At 70.4% G+C, this 19,257-nt stretch carries 17 protein-coding genes; 8 read left to right on the top strand and 9 right to left on the bottom strand.

Translation table 11 applies throughout. The annotated features are described in order from the left end of the window. Positions 1-20: 20 nt before the first annotated feature. The 5 genes from PPSIR1_RS24850 to PPSIR1_RS43740 form a co-directional block, all read right to left on the bottom strand. Positions 21-1,493 carry a DUF1552 domain-containing protein gene (locus tag PPSIR1_RS24850; protein WP_006973933.1) on the bottom strand — a complete coding sequence of 491 codons (1,473 nt, stop codon included), beginning with the start codon at positions 1,491-1,493 and terminating at the stop codon, positions 21-23. After that, positions 1,490-3,208, bottom strand: coding sequence for a DUF1592 domain-containing protein (locus PPSIR1_RS24845; RefSeq protein WP_053335422.1), 1,719 nt, complete (start codon positions 3,206-3,208; stop codon positions 1,490-1,492). The genes PPSIR1_RS24850 and PPSIR1_RS24845 overlap by 4 nt, the downstream gene beginning before the upstream one ends. Positions 3,209-3,471: 263 nt before the next feature. Beyond that, a complete protein-coding gene (locus PPSIR1_RS24840) occupies positions 3,472-4,605 on the bottom strand; it encodes a hypothetical protein (RefSeq protein WP_006973931.1) in 1,134 nt (377 codons plus the stop codon). Beyond that, positions 4,583-5,407 (bottom strand): VanW family protein, encoded by an 825-nt coding sequence (locus PPSIR1_RS24835; protein WP_157595949.1) that lies wholly within the window; start codon positions 5,405-5,407, stop codon positions 4,583-4,585. The genes PPSIR1_RS24840 and PPSIR1_RS24835 overlap by 23 nt, the downstream gene beginning before the upstream one ends. Before the next feature lie 58 nt (positions 5,408-5,465). Then, complete coding sequence (locus tag PPSIR1_RS43740; RefSeq protein ID WP_086001675.1) at positions 5,466-6,701, bottom strand: rhomboid family intramembrane serine protease; 1,236 nt, start codon at positions 6,699-6,701, stop codon at positions 5,466-5,468. A 165-nt stretch (positions 6,702-6,866) separates the two neighbouring features. On the opposite strand from PPSIR1_RS43740, the gene PPSIR1_RS24825 reads away from it, so the two are divergent. Beyond that, complete coding sequence (locus tag PPSIR1_RS24825) at positions 6,867-7,403, top strand: hypothetical protein (RefSeq protein WP_157595948.1); 537 nt, start codon at positions 6,867-6,869, stop codon at positions 7,401-7,403. 67 nt (positions 7,404-7,470) lie between these two features. Here the strand turns inward: PPSIR1_RS24825 and PPSIR1_RS24820 are convergent, their stop codons facing one another. After that, the gene (locus tag PPSIR1_RS24820; protein ID WP_006973927.1) at positions 7,471-8,682 is read right to left on the bottom strand and encodes an SGNH/GDSL hydrolase family protein; all 1,212 of its coding nucleotides are present in this window, start codon (positions 8,680-8,682) and stop codon (positions 7,471-7,473) included. A gap of 157 nt (positions 8,683-8,839) precedes the next feature. Between PPSIR1_RS24820 and PPSIR1_RS43735 the strand changes: the two genes are divergently transcribed. From PPSIR1_RS43735 to PPSIR1_RS43730, 7 genes are all read left to right on the top strand, one after another. Further along, positions 8,840-9,373: a universal stress protein gene (locus PPSIR1_RS43735; RefSeq protein ID WP_006973926.1), complete on the top strand. Its 534-nt coding sequence runs from the start codon at positions 8,840-8,842 to the stop codon at positions 9,371-9,373. A 106-nt stretch (positions 9,374-9,479) separates the two neighbouring features. Further along, the gene (locus PPSIR1_RS24810) at positions 9,480-11,240 is read left to right on the top strand and encodes a DUF2330 domain-containing protein (RefSeq protein WP_006973925.1); all 1,761 of its coding nucleotides are present in this window, start codon (positions 9,480-9,482) and stop codon (positions 11,238-11,240) included. Between the two features lie 157 nt (positions 11,241-11,397). Then, a complete protein-coding gene (locus PPSIR1_RS24805) occupies positions 11,398-13,152 on the top strand; it encodes a DUF2330 domain-containing protein (protein WP_006973924.1) in 1,755 nt (584 codons plus the stop codon). A gap of 165 nt (positions 13,153-13,317) precedes the next feature. Beyond that, a complete protein-coding gene (locus PPSIR1_RS24800) occupies positions 13,318-13,818 on the top strand; it encodes a ClpXP protease specificity-enhancing factor SspB (protein WP_006973923.1) in 501 nt (166 codons plus the stop codon). Positions 13,819-13,938: 120 nt separating this feature from the next. Continuing rightward, complete coding sequence (locus PPSIR1_RS24795; RefSeq protein ID WP_006973922.1) at positions 13,939-14,190, top strand: hypothetical protein; 252 nt, start codon at positions 13,939-13,941, stop codon at positions 14,188-14,190. Positions 14,191-14,365: 175 nt separating this feature from the next. Then, positions 14,366-15,574: a ferredoxin--NADP reductase gene (locus PPSIR1_RS24790; RefSeq protein WP_006973921.1), complete on the top strand. Its 1,209-nt coding sequence runs from the start codon at positions 14,366-14,368 to the stop codon at positions 15,572-15,574. A 9-nt stretch (positions 15,575-15,583) separates the two neighbouring features. Further along, the gene (locus PPSIR1_RS43730) at positions 15,584-16,339 is read left to right on the top strand and encodes a MerR family transcriptional regulator (RefSeq protein ID WP_006973920.1); all 756 of its coding nucleotides are present in this window, start codon (positions 15,584-15,586) and stop codon (positions 16,337-16,339) included. Between the two features lie 360 nt (positions 16,340-16,699). Here PPSIR1_RS43730 and PPSIR1_RS49550 read toward each other — a convergent pair whose 3' ends face one another. The 3 genes from PPSIR1_RS49550 to PPSIR1_RS24770 form a co-directional block, all read right to left on the bottom strand. Next, the gene (locus PPSIR1_RS49550) at positions 16,700-17,173 is read right to left on the bottom strand and encodes a hypothetical protein (protein ID WP_006973919.1); all 474 of its coding nucleotides are present in this window, start codon (positions 17,171-17,173) and stop codon (positions 16,700-16,702) included. 109 nt (positions 17,174-17,282) lie between these two features. Further along, positions 17,283-17,786 (bottom strand): hypothetical protein, encoded by a 504-nt coding sequence (locus tag PPSIR1_RS24775; protein ID WP_157595947.1) that lies wholly within the window; start codon positions 17,784-17,786, stop codon positions 17,283-17,285. Beyond that, entirely contained in the window at positions 17,776-19,245 is a 1,470-nt protein-coding gene (locus PPSIR1_RS24770) for a sigma 54-interacting transcriptional regulator (RefSeq protein ID WP_006973917.1), read from the bottom strand. The genes PPSIR1_RS24775 and PPSIR1_RS24770 overlap by 11 nt, the downstream gene beginning before the upstream one ends. Positions 19,246-19,257: the final 12 nt, after the last annotated feature.

Genomic DNA, 19,257 nt, shown 5'->3' with positions numbered 1-19,257 from the left:
TCCTCCTCGAGGGCTCAGGCTCAGGCCATCATCGCGGTCAGCGGCTGGCGGTCGAGGCTCGCGTCGCCGAAGTCGCTGATCAGCTCGTCCGAGGGCGTGCGCAGCCCGGCCGCGCTGCCGAGGGTGTTGAGCACGGCGGCGTGGTTGGCCACGTTGTCGCCCTCGTGGAGCTCGATGCACTCGCCCTGGCGCAGGAAGCCGCCCGCGCTGCCAGCGATGATCATCGGGATGCCCCGCCGCGAGTGCCCGGGGCCGCTCCCGTTGTCGTTGTACCAGACGCAGGTGCCGCAATCGACGAGGCTCTCGGCGTTGGGCAGCTCGTAGGCCGCGAGGCGATCGACGAGGTAGTTGAAGGTCTGCGCGAACTGGCGATCGACCATGGCGTGGAGCTTGTCGGCGTTGGGGATCGGGTCGCCGCTGCTGTCGTGGGAGGCCCGCCGGTGGGAGACGTAGTGGAAATTCTCCATCAGCGAGTCGTCGTCGAGGTTGCGGTAGCGCGTCGAGCCGTCGTTGCCCGAGCCGACCTGGATGGACACCGAGCGGGTGTAGCCGCAGGCGACCGCGAGCGCGGCGACGTGCATGTGCGCGCGCACGGCCGCGAGCACCTCGTCGCCGATGTTGCTCTCGTAGCCCGCGGACAGCCCCGCGAGCATGGCCAGCTCGTCCTCGGCGAAGTTGCAGCCGAGGTTGTTCTCGAGCTCGCGGATGCTGTCGAAGTGCAGCTCGAGGCGCTGGAGGTCGTTGCTGCTGAGCTTGGGCGAGCTCATCAGGGTGTCGAGCTGGTCCTTGACCATGTCGTTGACGCTCGACTGCCGGGCGATGAGCTCCTCGAGCTGGTCGCCGTCGAGGCCCATCATGGTCTGGTAGGCGAGCATCGGATCGTGGAGCGCGGCCCGGCGGTTGTTGGGCCCGCGGTAGGCGATGCACGGCCCGCCCAGCCAGCCCCCGCTCATCCCGGCGTAGAGCACGAGCGAGTCGCGGCCCTCGGGGTTGAGCTCCCGACCGATGCGGTGGTCGATGGACTCGCCGTTGGCCTCGGAGTCTCCGCCCACGCCGGGGACCACGGGCCCCTGCGCGGTCAGGCCCTGGAGCGCCCCGCGGGCGTGGCCGTCGGCGAAGTCGAAGGCCTCCATGTTGACGTTGCGGACCACGAGCAGGCGCGAGAGGTGCCCTGTGAGCTCGTCGAGGGAGCGGCCGGCGACGGTCTCGGGCGTGAGCGCGCCGAGGGCCGTGGGCCAAAAGCTCTCGGGCTCGTCGCCGAACTCGGTGCTCTGGGCACAGGCGACGCCGTTGGCCTGGCGAAAGAAGATGGCGAAGGGCTCGATGTCCCCGGAGTTGGCCCGCGCGGGCCGGGGCGCGAGGGCCTCGAGGAAGGGCAGGCCCACGGCGACGCCGCCCAAGCCCGCGAGGAAGGCCCGGCGGGTGGTCTGACCGCGGCTGTTGTGGCCCTGGTGGCGAGCGCGGCGTTTCAGGAGGTCGAGTAGGGCGGTCATTGCAGCTCCTCGGCGGCGCGGGTGGAGAAGGCGACGGAGGTGGTCAGGGCGACGAGCAGCTCGCGCATCGACTGCTCCTCGGCGAGGGAGTCCCCGCCCAGGCGGGACACGGTCGGCGCGTCTCCAAACACGTAGTTGCGGCCGGTCGCGTACTCGAGCCAGTGCCGGGCGTAGCACTCGTGCACCTGCTCGCTCGCGGCCATGACCTCGGCGAGCTCGACGGCTCCAGACACGGACTGCTGCCCGTCCAGGAGCACCATCGTCGCGGTGTCGACGGGCTGGCCGTTGTCCACGGTCCGCCAGGCCCCGAGGGCGTCGTAGCTCTCGTAGGGGAAGCCGAAGGGGTTGATCAGCGGCCCGTGGCAGCTGGCGCAGGGGTTGCCCGAGGTGTGCGCCTCGACGCGCTCGCGGTTGGTCTGGTCCTCGCCCAGGGGCGGCAGCGGGGGCACGCCGTCAGGGGGCGCGGCGATGGTGTGGCAGGCCATGCGCTTGGCCAGGAACACCCCGCGGTGGATCGGGTCGGGGTCGAAGGAGCTCGCGTTGGCGGCCAGGAAGCCCAGCTGGGTGAACACGCCGCGGCGCTGGGTGGGGTCGAGGTCGACCTCGACGAAGTCCGAGCCGGTGACCCCGGCGACGCCGTAGATCGCCGCGAGCTCGGACTCGACCATGGTCTGGCTCGAGGTCAGCAGCTCGATCAGCCCGCCGCCGTTGCCAAACACGACGTCGCGGATGAAGTGCTCGTGCTCTTCGATGGCCAGCTCCGGGAGGTTGTCGGGCACGTCGAAGACCAGCTCCGAGGGCGAGATGGTCTCCATCTTCTCGACCTCGAGCAGCTGGTGGTGGAAGCGGACGACCATCTCGGCGGCCCGGGGGTCGGCGAGCATGCGCTCGGCCTGGGCGGCGATGTCGGCCGCGGTCTCCAGCTCGCCCGCCTCGGCCGCGTCGAACAGCTCGGCGTCGGGCATGGTGTTCCACAGGAAGTAGGACAGGCGCGAGGCCAGCTCGTAGTCCGACAGCGGGATGACCCCGTCGACCACGGCCTCGCTGGTCTCGACGCGGTAGAGGAAGTAGGGCGACTGCAGCACCGCCTCGATGACGTGGCGAACCCCGGCGACGAAGGGGTCCTGCACGCCCGAGTAGAGGCCCGAGCCGGCGTTGAAGAGGTCGGCGAGCGCCGCGACCTCGGCCTCGCTCAGCGGCCGCCGGTAGGCCCGCGTGCCGAAGCTGCGCACGAAGCTGTCGATGCGCTCGGCCTCCGTGTCCCCGGGCACGTCGACGAAGGGCGCGAGCAGGTCCGGGTCCTCGGTCACGGTCTGGGCCAGCTCGCCCGCCGCGATGCGGTAGCCGGTCCACAGCGCCTCGTCGACCTCGAGGCTGGTCGCGTCGTTGTCGAACACGTAGCCGGCGATCTTTGGATCATCTCGGAGCAGGCCGGTCAGCCCCGTGGGGCCCGGCAGCCCGAGCAGGTCCTGGGCCGTGTTGTCCCACTGCGCGTGGGTCAGGCGGTAGGTCCGGGGCGCCGGCGCCGGCGCCTCCTCGGCCGGGCCGCCCTCGCCGCCCCCATCCGAGGAGCCGTCCTCGCCCTCGCCCGCCTCCGACTGGGTCTCGTCCCCGCCGTCGGCGTAGCTGTCCTCATCGATTCCGGCGTAGCAAGCCAGCGGCGCGCAACAGCACACCGCGACGGACCACGCGGGCCACCGCAACATCATCGCCATGGTCAGACTATCGATTAAAGGAGCTACGAATTCAATGAGCAATCCCGTGGGGAAACCATGCAATTTAATTTCATCCAAACCGCCAAAGTAGGATTCACGGTAGTTCGAGAGCGACCCCGCGTAATCGGGGTAGAGCAGCTCACGGTCGCAATTCAACGCCGCTCGAACGCACCCACAGAGCGTTGTTTTGGGTGGCACTGCGCGTCCCGGGCGACGCCGCGCGAATGGTCACTACAAAGACCGTACGCAGTGGGATTATTGGCTCAATCGAGCCACTCGAGCAAGCTCCGAGGCGGGAGCCAGGCCCGGGGAGACGGGCCCTCACCGGCCAGCGCGGCTTCGATCGCGCGGACCGTCGCCGCGGTGTCGCCGGGCTCGACCGCGCGCACGCTCGCAGGCTCGAGCAGCCCGGTCGAGGCCAGCGTTCCGACCACGGGGATGCCCCGCTCGAGGGCAGCCGTGACCGCGGAGGGGTGGGACTCGAGGGGGCTCAGGCTGAGCACGACCCCCACGCCGTCGAGGCTGCGATCGACCCGAACCCGCGGATGCTCGAGCAGCCCGGACGGCTCGGCGGCGGGGCCGGGCTGAACCCGGAGCTCCCGCCCGGGCAGGGCCTCGAGCAGGGCCGGGAGCTGCGTGGAGCCGCAGCGGGCCAAGGGCGGGCCCGCGAACGCGATCGCGAGGCCAGACCGGTGCGTCGCCCTGGACGGCTCCTGGGGGATCGCTACCCGCTCCTTCGCGTCGCCGAGGCGCTGCCAGGCCACGCGCCCGCGGACGGCGATGACGTCGCTCTGCCACCGCTCCGCCCGCTGGCGGGCGTGATCCCGGGCGCGCGGTCGATGGTTGCGGAGAAAGGACGCCCGGGGGTGGGCGCGCGCCATCCGGTCGAGGCCGTCGACGAGGCTGTCGAGGTCGGGCATGTCCTCCACGAGCACGCAGGTGCTGCCGAGGGCTCGGGCGCGGGCGAAGCTTCGGCGGGCGCCCAAGCTGGGGGCGAGGACCAGGCGGGGCGGGCCAGCCTCGCGGCGCCCCAGGAGCAGCGCCGCCGTGGCGTCGGCGAGGGCCCGCATGTGGACGCGGTTGGCCAGGGTCCGCGCGGTCTTGCCCCGGGCGAAGGCTCGAGCGAGCAGCTCGGCGGCGGTGAACCATCCCCGCCCGCGAGCGCCGGGCAGGTCGTGGCCCTCGCGGCGCCGCACGAAGCCCACCCGCCGGCCCAGGCGGACGACGGCCCCCGGGAGCACCCAGGGCGCGAACACCTCGACGGGTCCTCGGGCCTGCAGCACCTCGAGCACGGGCCCCAGCCAGTCCGCGGGCTCGGGCGCGACGACGAAGACCCCTACGTTGGGCCGCTTGGGCTGCTTGGGCTGCTCGGGCTCAGGCCCCGCGGTGTCGGCCACAGCTGTGTTCCTGACAGGTGTCGCAGTTGCGGGTCGGCATCACGATCAATTTTTTGCGATCGCGGCCGATGGTGGTCGGGCCCCGTCGAATCGTCGTGTGGACGTAGCGCTGTCCGGCCTCGACGCAGATCTGGGGCTCGGAGACCTCGACCGGCCAGGCCTCGACGGGCGCGTCGCCGTGCAGCGCGAGGTGCAGCCCGTCTTTGCGAGAGCGCGTGCTCAGGCGCAACAGGCCCCGGGCCGGGGCGAAGCGCAGGTCGACGTAGGGCCACTTGACGGTCGCGTCGACGCGCTTGCGCCGGGGGCCCTTGGGGCCGCGGTCGACGGCCAGGGTGTGCCCGTGTCGCTCGAGGATCGTGCACCCCGAGCGCAGCGCGAGATCGAACAGGGCGTCGCTCAGCGAGCAGACCCCCCCGCCCACCGCCGGGACGATGCAGCCGCCCTCGAAGTGCGCCCCCTCCACGAAGCCTCGGCCGGCGCTCAGGCGCCCGACCGTGCGCCAAAACGAGAACGGGCTGGCCGCCGAGATGCCCACGCCGTCGAGGGCCGTGGCGGCCAAGCCCAGGTTGTGCCAGCGCCCGCGCTCGAGCTTCGGCCCAAACGAGGAGGCCCGGCGGGGGATCACGAGCTGCGCGACGAGGTGGGGCGCCGCGTCGGCGCCGACGCGGGTCGGCTCGGGGTAGCGCTCGGGCTGCAGGGCCCAGCCGGCGAGGCGCTTGGCCGCCAACCCGGCGACGCGCGCGGCGAAGTCCGCTCGCTCGAGGGTGGACCAGGGACCGGAGGATGAGGGCGAACGCCGCACGGGGCCTTGGAGACGCACGAGCCCGCGCAGAGATTCCAGAGACTCCAGCCCACCCAAGCTACACATCGATGGCGGGGACCTTCACGGCGCGCGCGACCTCCCGGCGGCGCATGCTGAGGATCATCGGCGTCAGCGCGGCCCCAACGGCGAAGCCGAACAGGTGCGCGTACCAGGCCACGCCCGCGTCCTCGGCGATGAGGCTCAGCAGCGCCTGCAGCCCGACCCACACGAACAGGTAGACCCAGGCCGGCAGCTTGAGCTGGATGAACATGACCACCTGAAACAGCTTGTTCCGCGGGAAGCACCACAAGTACGCGGCCATCACCCCGGCGATGCCGCCAGAGGCGCCGACGAGCGGCGCGAGGGTGTTTTGGGTCAGCAGCACCTCGCCCAAGCCCCCGCCGACCGCGGCGAGCAGGAAAAAGAGCGCGAAGCGGACCCGGCCGAACAGGTGCTCGACGTTGTCGCCAAAGATGTAGAGGAAGTAGGCGTTGCCGAGGATGTGCGCCCAGCCGCCGTGGAGGAACCAGTAGGTCAGCAGGGTGTACCAGGTCCCGCTGACGAGGGCCTGCGGGCCCTGGTTCTCCCACTGGTTGCGCAGCGCTCCGGCCACCGGGGCCAGGCAGCCCGAGCCCAGGGGCATCCCGCCCGCGCCGGGCATGCACGCCTCGAGGTCGATGGTCCCGGCGATCTGCAGGCCGAACATCGCGGCCACGATCACGAGCAGGGAGTAGACGACCCAGGGCGTGCCCGAGGCGGGGTTCTCGACCTCGACGGGCAGCTGCGTGAGCAGCTGCGCCGCCCAGATCACCCCGCGCCGAGCGATGCGCTTGCCCCGAGTCCGCTGGCCCTCCTTCGTCGTCGCCTGGGCGAGCTTTTGGCGCTCGTAGCCGTCGAGCCACACGCCGTGGCAGGTCGGGCAGTGGTCCAGGGGCGTGTTGATCTGCCCGGGCAGCGCCCGCTCTTGCATGATCCCGTGGCCCCGGGGGCAGCGGCGCCGGCTCTGTTGGCTCGGCGCGGCGAGCAGGCTCTCGAGGTTCGCGCTCTCGCCCGCGAGCAGGTTGAGCTCGCCCGGGTCGAACCAGGCGCCGCGGCAAACCGGGCACGCGTCGATCTGCACGACGCCCGGCGGCGGCGGGCCTTTGTGGTTCTCGAGGGTCTTCCACAGCCCCTCTTCGCCCCGCTGCAAGTACACGGGGACCAGCTCGTGCAGCCAACACGAGGGGCACTGCGCGCTGATCTCCTCGTGCCCGTGCGCCCCGTGGGTCGGTGTCTGTGGGGATGGCTGCGACATGAGCGGGGGCCTCGATTGTACGCCATGGACTTCGCGCGGCGCGTATCGCTCATGACCGCGTGACCTCAACGGCGTTCGAGAAAAAATCGGATCCTTCTCGCCGAGTTCATCGAAGACATGCGTGCGACGCACGTCTGTTGCCGTACACTCCTCCAGTCGAGTCTCATGTTCCGCACTGCACGCCTACTCAGCCTCTCTCTGCTCTCCCTCGCGCTGGTGCTCCCCGCCTGCGGAAAGTCCGCGAACGACGCCAACAAGCCCCAGCGCAGCCTGAAGGTCCGCGTGGGCAAGGGCGACGCCAAGTCGGTCACGGCCAACGTCGCCGACTTCGATCCCAACGGCGACTTCAACCTCGACCTCGACGCCTACGGCAGCGAGCGCCCCGACGAGTACGCGGTCCAGCAGGCCTTCTTCGGCCAGTTCGAGGCCCTCGACGCCTGCGTGTGGACCGAGAAGGAGCGGCGCTCGAGCGAGGACCAGCTCCCCGGCGACGCGGTCATGGCCGTGATGCTCAACCCCAAGCAGGCCCGCCCCCTCGGCGTCAACGCGACCATGCCCGAGGCGCTGACCAAGGCCTCGAAGCTGACCGACTGCCTGCGCGAGGCGACCGCGGCCGCGCCCTACCCCACCTACGACGGGCCGCCGGTCGTCGTCGAGTTCGAGTTCGAGGTCGACCCCGGCTCCTACGAAGTCGTCGAGTAGGCGACCCAAGCATCAACAAATCAACAAGCCCGCGTCGAAGGACGCGGGCTTTTTGTGGCTGGCGGAGCTACTCGTTGATGACGTTGAGCATCATGTCCGCGAGCGCGGCGTGGCCGGAGGCCGTGGGGTGGATGCAGGTCAGGTCGAACCAGGTCTCGGACCCGGGCCCGCGGTAGCAGGGCCCCTCGGGGTTGTCCGCCTGGTAGCCGTGGCCGCAAAAGCCCTCGAACATGAACACCACGTCGGTGCCGGTGTCCTTGGCCATCTGCGCGTACTCGGTGTTGATGTAGACCATGATGTCGATCAGGAAGTCCGGGTCGTCGGGGTTTTGGTCAAAGCCGGCCGCCGACGCGAAGGGGCACGAGAGCAGGTCCGTGGTCCCGTCGGTGAACTCGTAGACGTTGGCGAAGACCACGAACACGCCGTTGGGGAAGGTGTCCGGGTCGGCGAGCAGCCAGTCGATGAACTGGCGCTGGTAGTCGAGCATGGACTCGACCTCGTCCCAGATCGCGGTCTCCTCGACGCCGTCGATGGTGTCCTTGGCGATGGACGCCAGGTCGTTGCCGCCCATGGTCGTGATCACCAGGGTGCGCTTGTCGAGGGTGTCGGCGGGGAAGCAGTCGTTGAGCTGGCCGCCGCCGCGGATGAAGTCGTCGGTCCGGGCGCCCCACTCGGAGCAGGACGCGAAGTCGCCGTCCTCCTTGAGGATCGACTTGCCGCTGAAGGGGTCGTACTGCTTCCACAGGAAGCTGGGCGCGACCAGGTCGAACTTCATGGCCAGCTCGTCGGCGACGATCGAGCGGTAGAAGTCCCCGGCCCCGGCCGGCGGCGTGCCGACGGTGACCGAGTCGCCGAGGAAGACCACGCGCTCGATGCCCTCGATCTCCTGGTAGTTGCTGCCGTCGCAGTGCGAGCCGATGGTCAGCTCGAGCTCGGCGTAGTCGACCCCGGGGGGCGGGCCGTTGACGAAGGGCTCGTTGATGCAGGCGTAGGGGTCCTCCTCGCCGGTGGTCTCCGTCCCCTCGTCCGTCGTGTCCGTCCCCTCGTCCGTCGTCTCCGTCCCCTCGTCCGTCGTCTCCTCGGTGCTCTCCTCGGTCGAGTCCGTGTCCGTGCCGACCTCGTCCATGCCCTGGTCGCCGGTCTCGGCGTCGGTGCTCTCCTCGGTCGTGTCGTCCCCGGTGTCCTCTTCGGTCCCCGCCTCGTCGTCGGTGCCGTCGGTGCCAGCGTCGTCTGCACACGCCGCCAGCGTCATCGCGCCACACAGGATCGAGGCGCCCATCAGAGTCGAGAAACGGTCTTTCATGGGGGTTTTCATGGTCATCAATGCCAGTCGCAGTCGAGAAGTGGCGCAAAGGTACACCAAAATAAAGTGCGCAGTTTGGTCTTTGTGGCCGGCCGGCCTTTGGTCGCCCGAGCAGCCACGCTAGCCTCGGACCATGCGCACCTTCGAGCGGATCCTGGTCCCCGTCGACTTCACCGAAGACGCCGACGCCGAAGTCCACTCCGGCTTTGGCGTCGAGACCGAGGGCGGCACCGTGGCCATCGCGCCAGCGACCGCGCGAGTCCTCCAGCTCGCGGCCCGACTCGCGGGCGAGGACGGCGAGCTGCGCCTCGTGCACGTGACGCCGACCTACGAGAGCGCCCGCATCTACGGCGGGGCGAGCATGGGCGTGCTCGGCTCCAAGGACATCGAGGCCATCCACAGCGCGGCCAGGGATGCGTCCTTGCAGGTGCTCGAGACCGTCGCGCAGCGCTTCGCCGCGAACGCCCGCTGCACCTTCCTGGTCAAGCCCGGCGCCGCCTTGCCGGTGATCCTGGAGGAAGCCACGGGCTTCGACGCCCAGCTCATCGTGATCGCGGCGAGCGGGCGCAGCCGGGTGGCGCGCTTTTTCCTGGGCAGCACCGCGGACCGCATCATCCGCGAGTCCCCCTGCCCGGTGATGGTGCTCCCCTGCCACGACGCCCACTGACAAAAAGGGCAGCGGAAACTCTCGGCGAGGCGCGGGGCTCCAGGGGCCCGCGGCGTCGCCGGGCTCGCCGTGGCCCGCGAGCGCGGAGTCTGCGACAATCGCGACCATGATGGCTTCGCACTCGTCCTCGCCCCGCGCCCTCGCCCTGTCCGTGGTCGGCGCGTGCCTGCTCGGCGGACTCGGCGTGCTCGCGCCGAGCGCTGCCCAGGCCTGCGGCGGCACCTTCTGCGACCAGGGGCCGCAGGTCATGCCCGTCGATCAGACCGGCGAGACCATCTTGTTTTGGCTCGACGAGTCCCAGGCCGAGCCCTTCACCGAGGCCCACATCCAGATCGCCTACGAGGGCGACGCCGAGCGCTTCGCGTGGATTGTCCCGGTCATGGCCGCGCCGGAGGTCCTGGTCAGCTCCCAGCGCCTGTTTGACAACCTGCTCAACGCGACCGTCCCGACCTTCACCCTGCAATTTCAGACCTCGGACTGCATCGGCGACGACTCGGTGAGCCTGTGCGGCGGGGTCTCGAGCTTCGAGGGCGACTTCATCGGCGACACCGGCTTCTCCAGCTTCGGCGACGACGAGGTCGGCGGCGAGGAGGGGGGCGGCGGCATCGAGATCATCGACCGCGGCCTCGCCGGCGCCTTCGAGTACGTCGTGCTCACCGGCTCGACCGTCGACGAGGTCGTCGACTGGCTCGACGAGGCGGGCTACGCCCAGGACGAGGACGCCCCGCCGATCCTCCAAGAGTACCTCGACGAGGACTTCCTGTTCGTGGCCCTCAAGCTGCAAAGCGGCGCGGGCGTCGACGAGATCCACCCGCTGGCGATCCGCTACCCGGGCACCGAGCCGTGCATCCCGATCCGGCTCACGCGCATCGCCGCCGTCGAGGACATGGCCGTGCGCGCGCTCTTCCTCGGCGACCAGCGCGTGGCGTCGAGCAACTGGCCCATGGTCGACCTCAACTTCGCCGCCCTCGACTGGGTCGGCAACACCGCGGCCAGCTACGAGGAGCTCGTGTCCCTGGCCGTCGACGAGGCGGGCGGCCGCGCGTTCACCACGGAGTACGCGGGCACCAGCGCCCTGGTCAATCAAAACGGCATCTACAGCGCGAGCTGGAACGCGGCCGCCTTCGCCGAGATCGACCCCACCCTCGTGGTCGAGCAGCTCGACGCCCAGGGCCTCTACGAGTGCGGCTTCGACGACTGGGGCGAGGGCGAGGAGATCTGCCAGTTCACCCACCCGCAGGTCCAGGCGCTGCTCGAGAAGTACCTGCCCGTCCCCCTCGGCGTCGACCCCATGGAGTTTTGGGGCGACCTGGCGATGTACGCCGACGGCATCGACCTCGACGCGTGGATGGCCAGCCCCGGCTTCTCCGCCGACTTCGAGGAGCGCATCGTAATCCCGGGGCAGCACGGCATCGAGATGCTCGACGGCTCCAGCCAGCTGACCCGGCTCTACACCCGCATCTCGCCCCACGAGATGATCGAGGACCCGCTCTTCCACGAGACCGAGCTCGGGCCCGTCGACAACAGCTACTCCGCCACGCAGATCAGCGACTGCAACGGCGAGGTCCCGGACTACCTCGAGCTCGACGGCGGCCGCACCCTCGCCCTGCCCAACGGCGTCTCGGCCAGCGTTCCCGGGGCCGCCAACGCCCGGCGCATCAGCCTGGCCCCCGCCACCGGCCCCGAGCAGGTCCAGACCGACAACGCCGCGGCCATCGACGAGGCCATCGAGGACTTCAACCGCGAGTTCCTCGTGGGCCCCCAGGCCGGCTGCAGCATCACCAGCGCCCGGGCCGAGGCCATCCTCGCCCTGCTCGCCGTGTTCGGCATCGCGGGGCTCCAGCGAACCCGGCGCCGCTCGCGCTAGTGCCATCTCGGTCGCGGATCGATCATGCTCCTGGCCCCAGCCGGCCGGAGGAGGGTCACACCGCAATTTGGATCCAAGTTGGCCCTGCGTGTGAACCGGTCGGCGCCGCGAGGGACGAACCCCGCGTCCCCCCCGCGATTGCCTCTCGGAGCGCGCCATGATCGACCGCCAGCTCAACTCCCGCCTCACCACCTTGGCCGCCACCGCCGCGCTGACCTGCGCGAGCGCCCTGGCGGCCTTCTCCCTTGCCCCCAGCCAGGCCGAGGCCTGCGGCGGCACCTTCTGCGACGCCGGCCCCCAGGTCATGCCCGTCGATCAGTCGGGGGAGAACATCCTGTTTTGGATCGACCAAAACGAGGGCGAGCCGCACACCGAGGCGCACATCCAGATTCAGTACGAGGGCGACGCCGAGCGCTTCGCCTGGCTGATCCCCGTGATGGAGGTGCCCGAGGTGCTCGTCGGCTCCCAGGCCCTGTTCGATCGCCTGCTCGGCTCGACGGTCCCGACCTTCACGATCAACACGCGCTTCGACGGGGACTGCGGCGGCGTCAGCGGCATCGGCTGCGGCTTCGCCCTCGAGGACGCGTCCGTCGCCGGAGGCGGCGACGAGGCCTCCAACGGGACCTTCGGCCAGGAGGACGACGTCGGCGGCGTCGACGTCATCGATCGCGGCTTCGCGGGCGCCTTCGAGTACGTCGTGCTGACCGGGACCTCCGTCGAGGAGATCGTGACCTGGCTCGACGACGCCGGCTACGCCCAGGACGAGGACGCCCCGCCCATCCTCCAGGAGTACCTCGACGAGGACTTCAAGTTCGTCGCCGTGAAGCTCAAGAGCGGGGCCGGGGTCGACGAGATCCACCCCCTGGCGATCCGCTACCCGGGCATCGAGCCGTGCGTGCCGATCCGCCTGACCCGCATCGCCGCCACCGAGGACATGGCGATCCGCACCTTCTTCCTCGGCCAGAGCCGCGCCGCCCCGCAGAACTGGCCGCACGTCAGCCTCAACCTCCTCGGCCTCGACTGGACCACCGATCCCAGCGCCGACTACAACGAGCTCGTGTCCCTCGCCGTCGACGAGGCCGGCGGCCGGGCCTTCGTCACGGAGTACGCGGGCACCGACTCCGTCGTCGACCCCACGGGCATCTTCAACACCGACTGGAACAGCGCAGCCTTCGCCGAGGTCGAGCCCGTCAACGCCGTCGCGCTCCTCGGCCAGCAGGGCCTGGCGAGCTGCAACTACGCCACCCGCAACGGCGAGGCCTGCGAGTTCTTCCATCCCCAGGTCCGGCCCCTGCTCGAGAAGTACCTGCCCGCGCCCGTGGGCGTCGAGCCCCTCGAGTACTGGGACGACCTCGGCGGCTACGAGGAGTTCATCGACATGGAGGCGTGGAACACCTCCCCGGGCTTCGCCGCCGAGTTCGAAGAGCGCATCTCGATGCCAGCCGAGCACGCCATCGACATGCTCGACGACGCCTCCTACCTGACCCGGCTGTTCACCCTGCTCTCGCCCCACGAGATGCTCGAGGACCCGCTCTTCCACGAGGTCACCGACCTCGGCACGGTCGACAACAACATCACCGCGACCCGCGTGTTCTCCTGCGACGAGTCCCCGGACTACTTCGAGTTCACCGACGGCCGCACCCTCGCGCTCGAGGACTCGATCAACTACCCGACCCTCGAGGGCATGCCCCTGGCCGAGCGCATCGAGCTCGTCCCGATGATGGGCCCGCCCCAAGTTCAGACCGACAACGGCGCCATCATCGACGACTTCGTCGATGAGTGGAACAGCGACCGAATCCTCGGGCCGTCCGCGGGCTGCTCGGTGACCCGGGTCCGCGCCGAGGCGATCCTCAGCTTCATGGCGATCTTCGGCATCGCCTGGTTCCAGCGTCGCCGCCGTCGCGACGCCTGACCTGGGAGCTCAAGCTCGAGCGTGCGCCGGGACACCACCCGGCGTCGCGCGTCGACCAAGCCCGCGGCGGGGTCTGCCTTCGGCGACACCACCGCAACTTCGCGACTCGCGCCCGACCACGAGGCCATGGACCGAGACCGAAGCTGGGGGTAGAGTTGCCACGGCATGGTCCATCCGGTCCAGAGCGTCATCGACTCGCTGTACGCCGCCGGGCGTTGCCCTCGCCTGCACGTCAACGCGACCTGCGAGGGCGTGGTCTGCCCCGACCACATCCGCGAGCAGTGGCAAGAAGAGCTGATCATCGACCTCGACGCCAGCTACCCCCTCGACCTGACCTTCGCCGAGGACGGCATCGGGGCCGACCTGTCCTTTGGCGGCTACGTCACGCGCTGCACCTTCCCCTGGGAGGCCATCTACGTCGTCGCCGACCGCGCGACCGGGCGCGGCATCGTCCTCGACCAGAACATGCCGGACTCGGTCCGCCACGGCCGACGCCAGCCCGAGATCATCCCCATGGACGAGGCGACCACCGCGGCCCTCGACGGCCTGCTCGAGCGCCGCGGGGCGACCAACCCCAACGCGACGCCCGCCCAGGACTACGCGGCCCGCGAGCGCGAGGCCCAGCGACGGCGCGCGGCCTTCCGCGTCATCGAAGGCGGAGAGTGAACCCTGGCCGCGGACGAAGCAGCGAGCGCGAGCGGGCCCAGTGAGCCCCCGCCCGATCCCAGCGTCGACATCCCGCTGGCCAAGATCACCGGCATCGCCTCGATCGGCATCGCCGCCGCCGTGTTCGTGTTCTGGCTCGGCTGGGTGCGCGCGCCGAGCCCCGAGGTCGTCTGCGCCCACAAGATCCAGCTGATCGTCGAGACCGCCACGCCCGACCAGCGCGAGGGCGCCGAGGCCCTGGTCAACCGCCTCGAGGGGCGCTGCGTGACCGCGATCCAGCGCAAGATCCAGCTGCGCGGCAAGCTGGTCTACGCCGAGTACGCCAAGTGCGTGATGGCGGCCGAGTCCCTCATGGACGCCGAGCGGTGCTGACTCGACCCCCGCATCCATCCTGAACCGGGGACGCGTCGTCGCTGTCCGCTCCTGCGCTCAGGGATCAGCCCGCAGCACTCGTTGGAGCCATGCAAAAGTGTAAAGTGGCACTTTACACCTCGCCGGGGGACGCGAGACCATGAGGTCGATGATGGCGCGCGGGAAATCTCGAGTCATGGACCTCCTCCCGCGGGTGCTGCGACCGCGCGCCGAGCAGCTCAGCCGCGACGTCGAGATGGTGTTGGCGGGGCTGCGGGGAGAGCGAGCGCCTCCGTGGCTGGCCCGCGACGGCGCGCGCTACGGGGCGCCCCTGGTTCCCAACCCGCAGCGCAGCCACGACGCCCGCGCGCTCGCGCAGATCCTCGCCGTCGAGATCGAGGCCTCCGACGCGGTCAGCTTGATCCTGCGCTGGCCCGAAGCCTTCCCCGCCCCGCGCCCGGGCCAGTTCATCACCCTCGAGCTCCCCGAAGTGGACGAGGGACTGCGCCGGACCTACTCGATCAGCTCCGACTGCCGCGCGCCGGAGCGCGTGTCGATCACCGTCCGCCGCGTGGCCAATGGCCGGGCCTCGACCTGGCTCAACCGGGAGGCTCGCGCGGGCATGGAGCTGCGTGTGACCCGGCCCGCCGGGCGCTTTGGCGAGGCCCTCGAGACCTCCGAGGGCGCGGTGGTGATGGTCGCTGGTGGCAGCGGGATCACGCCGTTGATGGCGATGCTGCGCTCGGGCCTGGGCGACCCCGGCTCGCCCCGGGCGGTCACGCTGATCTACGCCAACCGCAGCGCCGAGTCGACGATCTTCGGCGCCGAGCTGCGCGCCATGGCGGCGGCCCCCGAGTCTGCGCTGCGCCTCATCGAGGTCCTCGAGCCCAGCCACGGGCGCCTCGACGCGGCCTGCTTCGCGTCCCTCGTCGACCGCCACGCCGCGCTCGCCGAGGCCCTCGGACAACGCTCGACCCAGGTCCTGGTGTGCGGGCCGCCGCCGATGATGGGCGGCGTCGTCGAGCAGCTACGCGGACGCGGCGTCGACGACGAGCAGATCCACCTCGAGCACTTCACCGCCGGGCGAACGCGGGCCGAGCCCAACCCCGAGCGGGGCCGCGCCTGGTCCGTGGAGTTCGTCGAGGGCCCCGACGGGCCGGCGACCACCGTCGTCGTCCAGCCCGGGCAGTCGCTGCTCGACGCGGGCCTCGACGCCAACATCAACCTCCCCTACTCCTGCGCCATGGGGGGCTGCGGCGCGTGCATGTCGACCCTCGAGGAGGGCTCCGTCGCCATGGACGAGCCCAACTGCCTGCGGCCCCGCGAGCGCGCCGAGGGCCGCGTGCTCACCTGCGTCGGCCGCCCCACCAGCCCCTGTCGCCTCCGGATCACCACGGGCTCCTAGGACCTCGACATGGCCCCCAAGGCGAACAAGGCCGTCGACCGTACGCGCTGGCCCTACCGGATGCGCGACCTGTGCGAGCGCACCGGCCTCGATCGCCAGACGATCCACTTCTACATCACCAAGCAGCTCGTCCCCGAGGGCTTCAAGACCGGGCGCAACATGGCCTACTACGGCGAGGAGCACCTCGAGCGCCTGCGCCTGGTGCTCGAGCTCAAGAACGAGCGCTTCTTGCCCCTCGACACCATCCGGGCCGTGCTCAACGGCGACGACGACGGCTTCACCCCGGAGCAGCGGAGCTTGCTGTCGGAGGTCAAGGGCCGGGTCAGCGACGTGCTCGGGCCCCTCGAGCCCCGGCCCGACGGCAGCCCGCGCGAGCGCGTCCGCGTGTCCGAGCTCGTCGAGCGCTATGCGATCACCGCCGCCGAGCTGACCGAGCTCGACGGCCTCGGCTTGCTCAACCTCGTTGCGACGGACGCCGAGCCCCACCTGCCCGCCGACGATCTGTGGCTCGTGGAGCTGTGGCACGACCTGCGCGGGGCCGGGTTCACGCGCGAGCGGGGCTTCGAGGTCGCCGACCTGGCGCTCTACGCCGACACCATCCGCGGGCTGTTCCAGGCCGAGCTGCGCACGCTGACCCCTCGCCTCGCCCGCCTGCCCGCCGACGAGGTCGCCGAGCTGTTCCGCAAGGGGCTGCCGCTGATCAACGCCTTCTTGACGCGCTTTCACCAGGCCAAGGCGCGGGACTTCTTCCGCTCGTTGGACTGAGTCGTGGACGTGGGGCAGGGAGGGCGTGGCGTCGTCCACGACGGCTAAAATAGTCAGGGACTGTGAAAAGTTCACAGTCCCTGAGTCGTGGACGTGGGGCAGGGAGGGCGTGGCGTCGTCCACGACGGCTAAAATAGTCAGGGACTGTGAAATTTTCACAGTCCCTGAGTCGTGGACGTGGGGCAGGGAGGGCGTGGCGTCGTCCACGACGGCTAAAGTAGACAGAGGGTTGGCCAAACTCGTTTTGGCCGACCCTCTGACGGACGGTGAGTCGTGGACGTGGGGCAGGGAGGGCGTGGCGTCGTCCACGACGGCTAAAGTGGATAGGGACTGTGAACACTTCACGGTCCCTGGGCTCTCTCAAGGCTCGTCGGCCCACTTGCGGAGCTCCCGCTTGAGCTTCGCCGAGACCTTGATCTCGATCTCCTCCCAGTCGTCGTCGGGCGCGGCCTCGGCCCACTCGCGCAGCTTGTTTTCGAGCTTGGCCTCGACCTTGCGGCCGACCTCGTCCCACTCGCGGTCGTGGACCTGGGCGCGGCGCTTGTGCGAGGCCCGGGTCCCGCCCGCGCCGCCGCTCCCGGAGATGATCACGATCCCGAGCAGGAAGCCGGCGTCGTACCACCAGCCCGTGTTGTCGGCCTCGTAGAAGGCGACGTCGGTGAACAGGCTGAGGATCAAACCGATCAGCGAGATCAACCCGTGCCACAGCCCGGCCCAAAAACCCGCCGGCGTGTCGACGGTGAACTGCGGATCCCCGGCCGCACAGCCCGCGAGGCCGACGGCGAGGACCAGGACGGTCACGGGGATCGAGAGGGCGTGCTTGCCAGCTTTCACCCCGCCAAAATGGACCAGGCGAGGCCCGCGGTCACACGCTCGCTTTTCGACCCGCGCCCAGCTCGGACCGTGAAACTTGCGGGCCCCGCTGCGGCCGCGACACGAAGCGTCAAGTCGGCGGCAGCAAAGGCGCCTCGAGATCGGCGGCGCTGGCCTTGGCCGGAGGCAGCCTCACCTTCCACTCGCCCGCCCCCTCGCTGCCCTCGGGCGCGGCCTCGAACACCAGCTCGAGGTGGACGGTGCGCCCGCTCGTGGTCGTCAGCTCGACGTGGGCGAGGGACTCGCTCTGGTCGATGAGCTCGGCGTGGCTGACGGCCTCGGTCCGGTCGACGCCGACGATCTGCAGCATCTCGCTGGTCTCGATGTTGCGCCGCCCGCCGACCTGATCGCTGGCCTGCTCGGCGGCCAGCTCGAGGCGCTCGACGGCCGGGCGCTCGAGCACGGCCATCATCGCGTTGACGTCGCTGCGCCGGGCCGCGTTGGCGAAGGCCCGGGCCACGGCGACGGGCTCGGACTCCTGGCTCTTGCAAGCGGGCGCGCCGAGGGTGGCGGCGGCGAGGATCAGGCTCAGCGCCAGGCTCGACAACGCCCGGCGAGGGCGCTCAGTTGTCACCCTCGGCCTTCTTCTTGCTGCTCTTGTGCATGCCCAGGCGCTTGAGGAGCTCGCGCAGGTAGTAGCGCGTGATCCCGGCCTCGGCCGAGGCCCGGCTGAGGTTGTTGCCGGTCTTGGCCAGCAAGCGCGCGAAGTAGGCCCGCTCGAAGTCGTCGACGACGACCTGCTTGGCCTCCTTGAAGGGCATGGCGTAGAGCTCCTCGGACAGGCCCTTGCCCGCCTCTTTTTGCTCGCCCTCGGCCTGGGTCTTGGCGATGGCCGGTCGGCCCTCGCGGCGCCCGAGGTGCAGGTCGGCCGGCTCGATGCTCGTCGAGCGGGCCAGGTGAGCCGCGCGCTCGATGGTGTTCTTGAGCTGGCGGACGTTGCCCCGCCACGGCTCGGACAAGAGCACGGCCTTGGCCTCGTCGTTGAGCACCAAGCTGCGCCCGTGGATGCGCGCGAAGTCCTCGAGGAACTTGTTGGCCAGGAGCAGGATGTCCTCGCCGCGGTCGCGCAGCGGCGGCATGTCGACGGTCATGACCGACAAGCGGAAGTAGAGGTCCTCGCGGAACTGGCCCTGGCCGACCATCTGGCGCAGGTCCCGGTGGGTGGCCGCGACCACCCGGACGTTGACCTTGCGGACCTGGCTCTCGCCGATGCGCTGGACCTCCCGGCGATCGAGGACGCGCAGCAGCTTGGGCTGGAGATCGAGGGGCAGCTCGCCGACCTCGTCGAGGAAGAGGGTGCCGCCGTCGGCCTCTTCGAAGGCGCCGGGGCGGTCGCTGATGGCACCGGTGAACGAGCCCTTCTTGTGGCCGAGGATGGCCGCCTCGGCCAGCTCGCGGGGCAGCGAGCCGCAGTCGAGGACCACGAAGGGCTTGTCCGAGCGCTTCGACTCGTCGTGCAGAGCGCGGGCGACGAGCTCCTTGCCGGTGCCCGTGTCCCCGCCGATCATCACGGACATGTCCGTGGGCGCGACCTTCTCGAGGATCGCAAACACCTCGCGCATGGCCGGGCTCGCGCCCCACAGCGCGCCGAAGTGATCCTGGCCCGAGAGCGGGATCTCGATCTCGTCGGCCGACATGAACGAGACGTCGGTCTTGCCCAGGCTGATGGTCGTGCCGGGCTCGATGTAGGCCTCGCGGATGCGGTAGCCGCCGATGCTCGTGCCGTTGGTCGACTCGAGGTCGCGGAGCAAGATGCCGCGCTTGTCGCCCAGGGAGATCTGCAGGTGCGTGCCGCTGACCGAGGTGTCGGTGAGGACCAGGTCGTTGACGGCGCTGCGGCCCACGGTGATGCGCGGGCGGGCGACCTGAATCTGCGCGCCCTTGTCGGGGCCCGAGGTCACGCGCAGCATCACCCGGCGCAGCTGGGTGTGGCCGTGCGGGGCCGAGAAGAAGGTCGTCGTCATGCCCGGGTCGAGGTCATCCTCGAGCCGGGAGATGCCGGGGCCCTGGGGCTCTTTGGTGGAGTTGGTCACGCCTACCGCGAT

Source organism: Plesiocystis pacifica SIR-1 (genome assembly GCF_000170895.1).
In the GTDB taxonomy this organism is placed as follows: Bacteria; Myxococcota_A; Polyangia; order Nannocystales; family Nannocystaceae; genus Plesiocystis; species Plesiocystis pacifica.
Note: the sequence above shows the minus strand (reverse complement) of the source record. Positions and strands in the feature narration are given on the sequence as shown.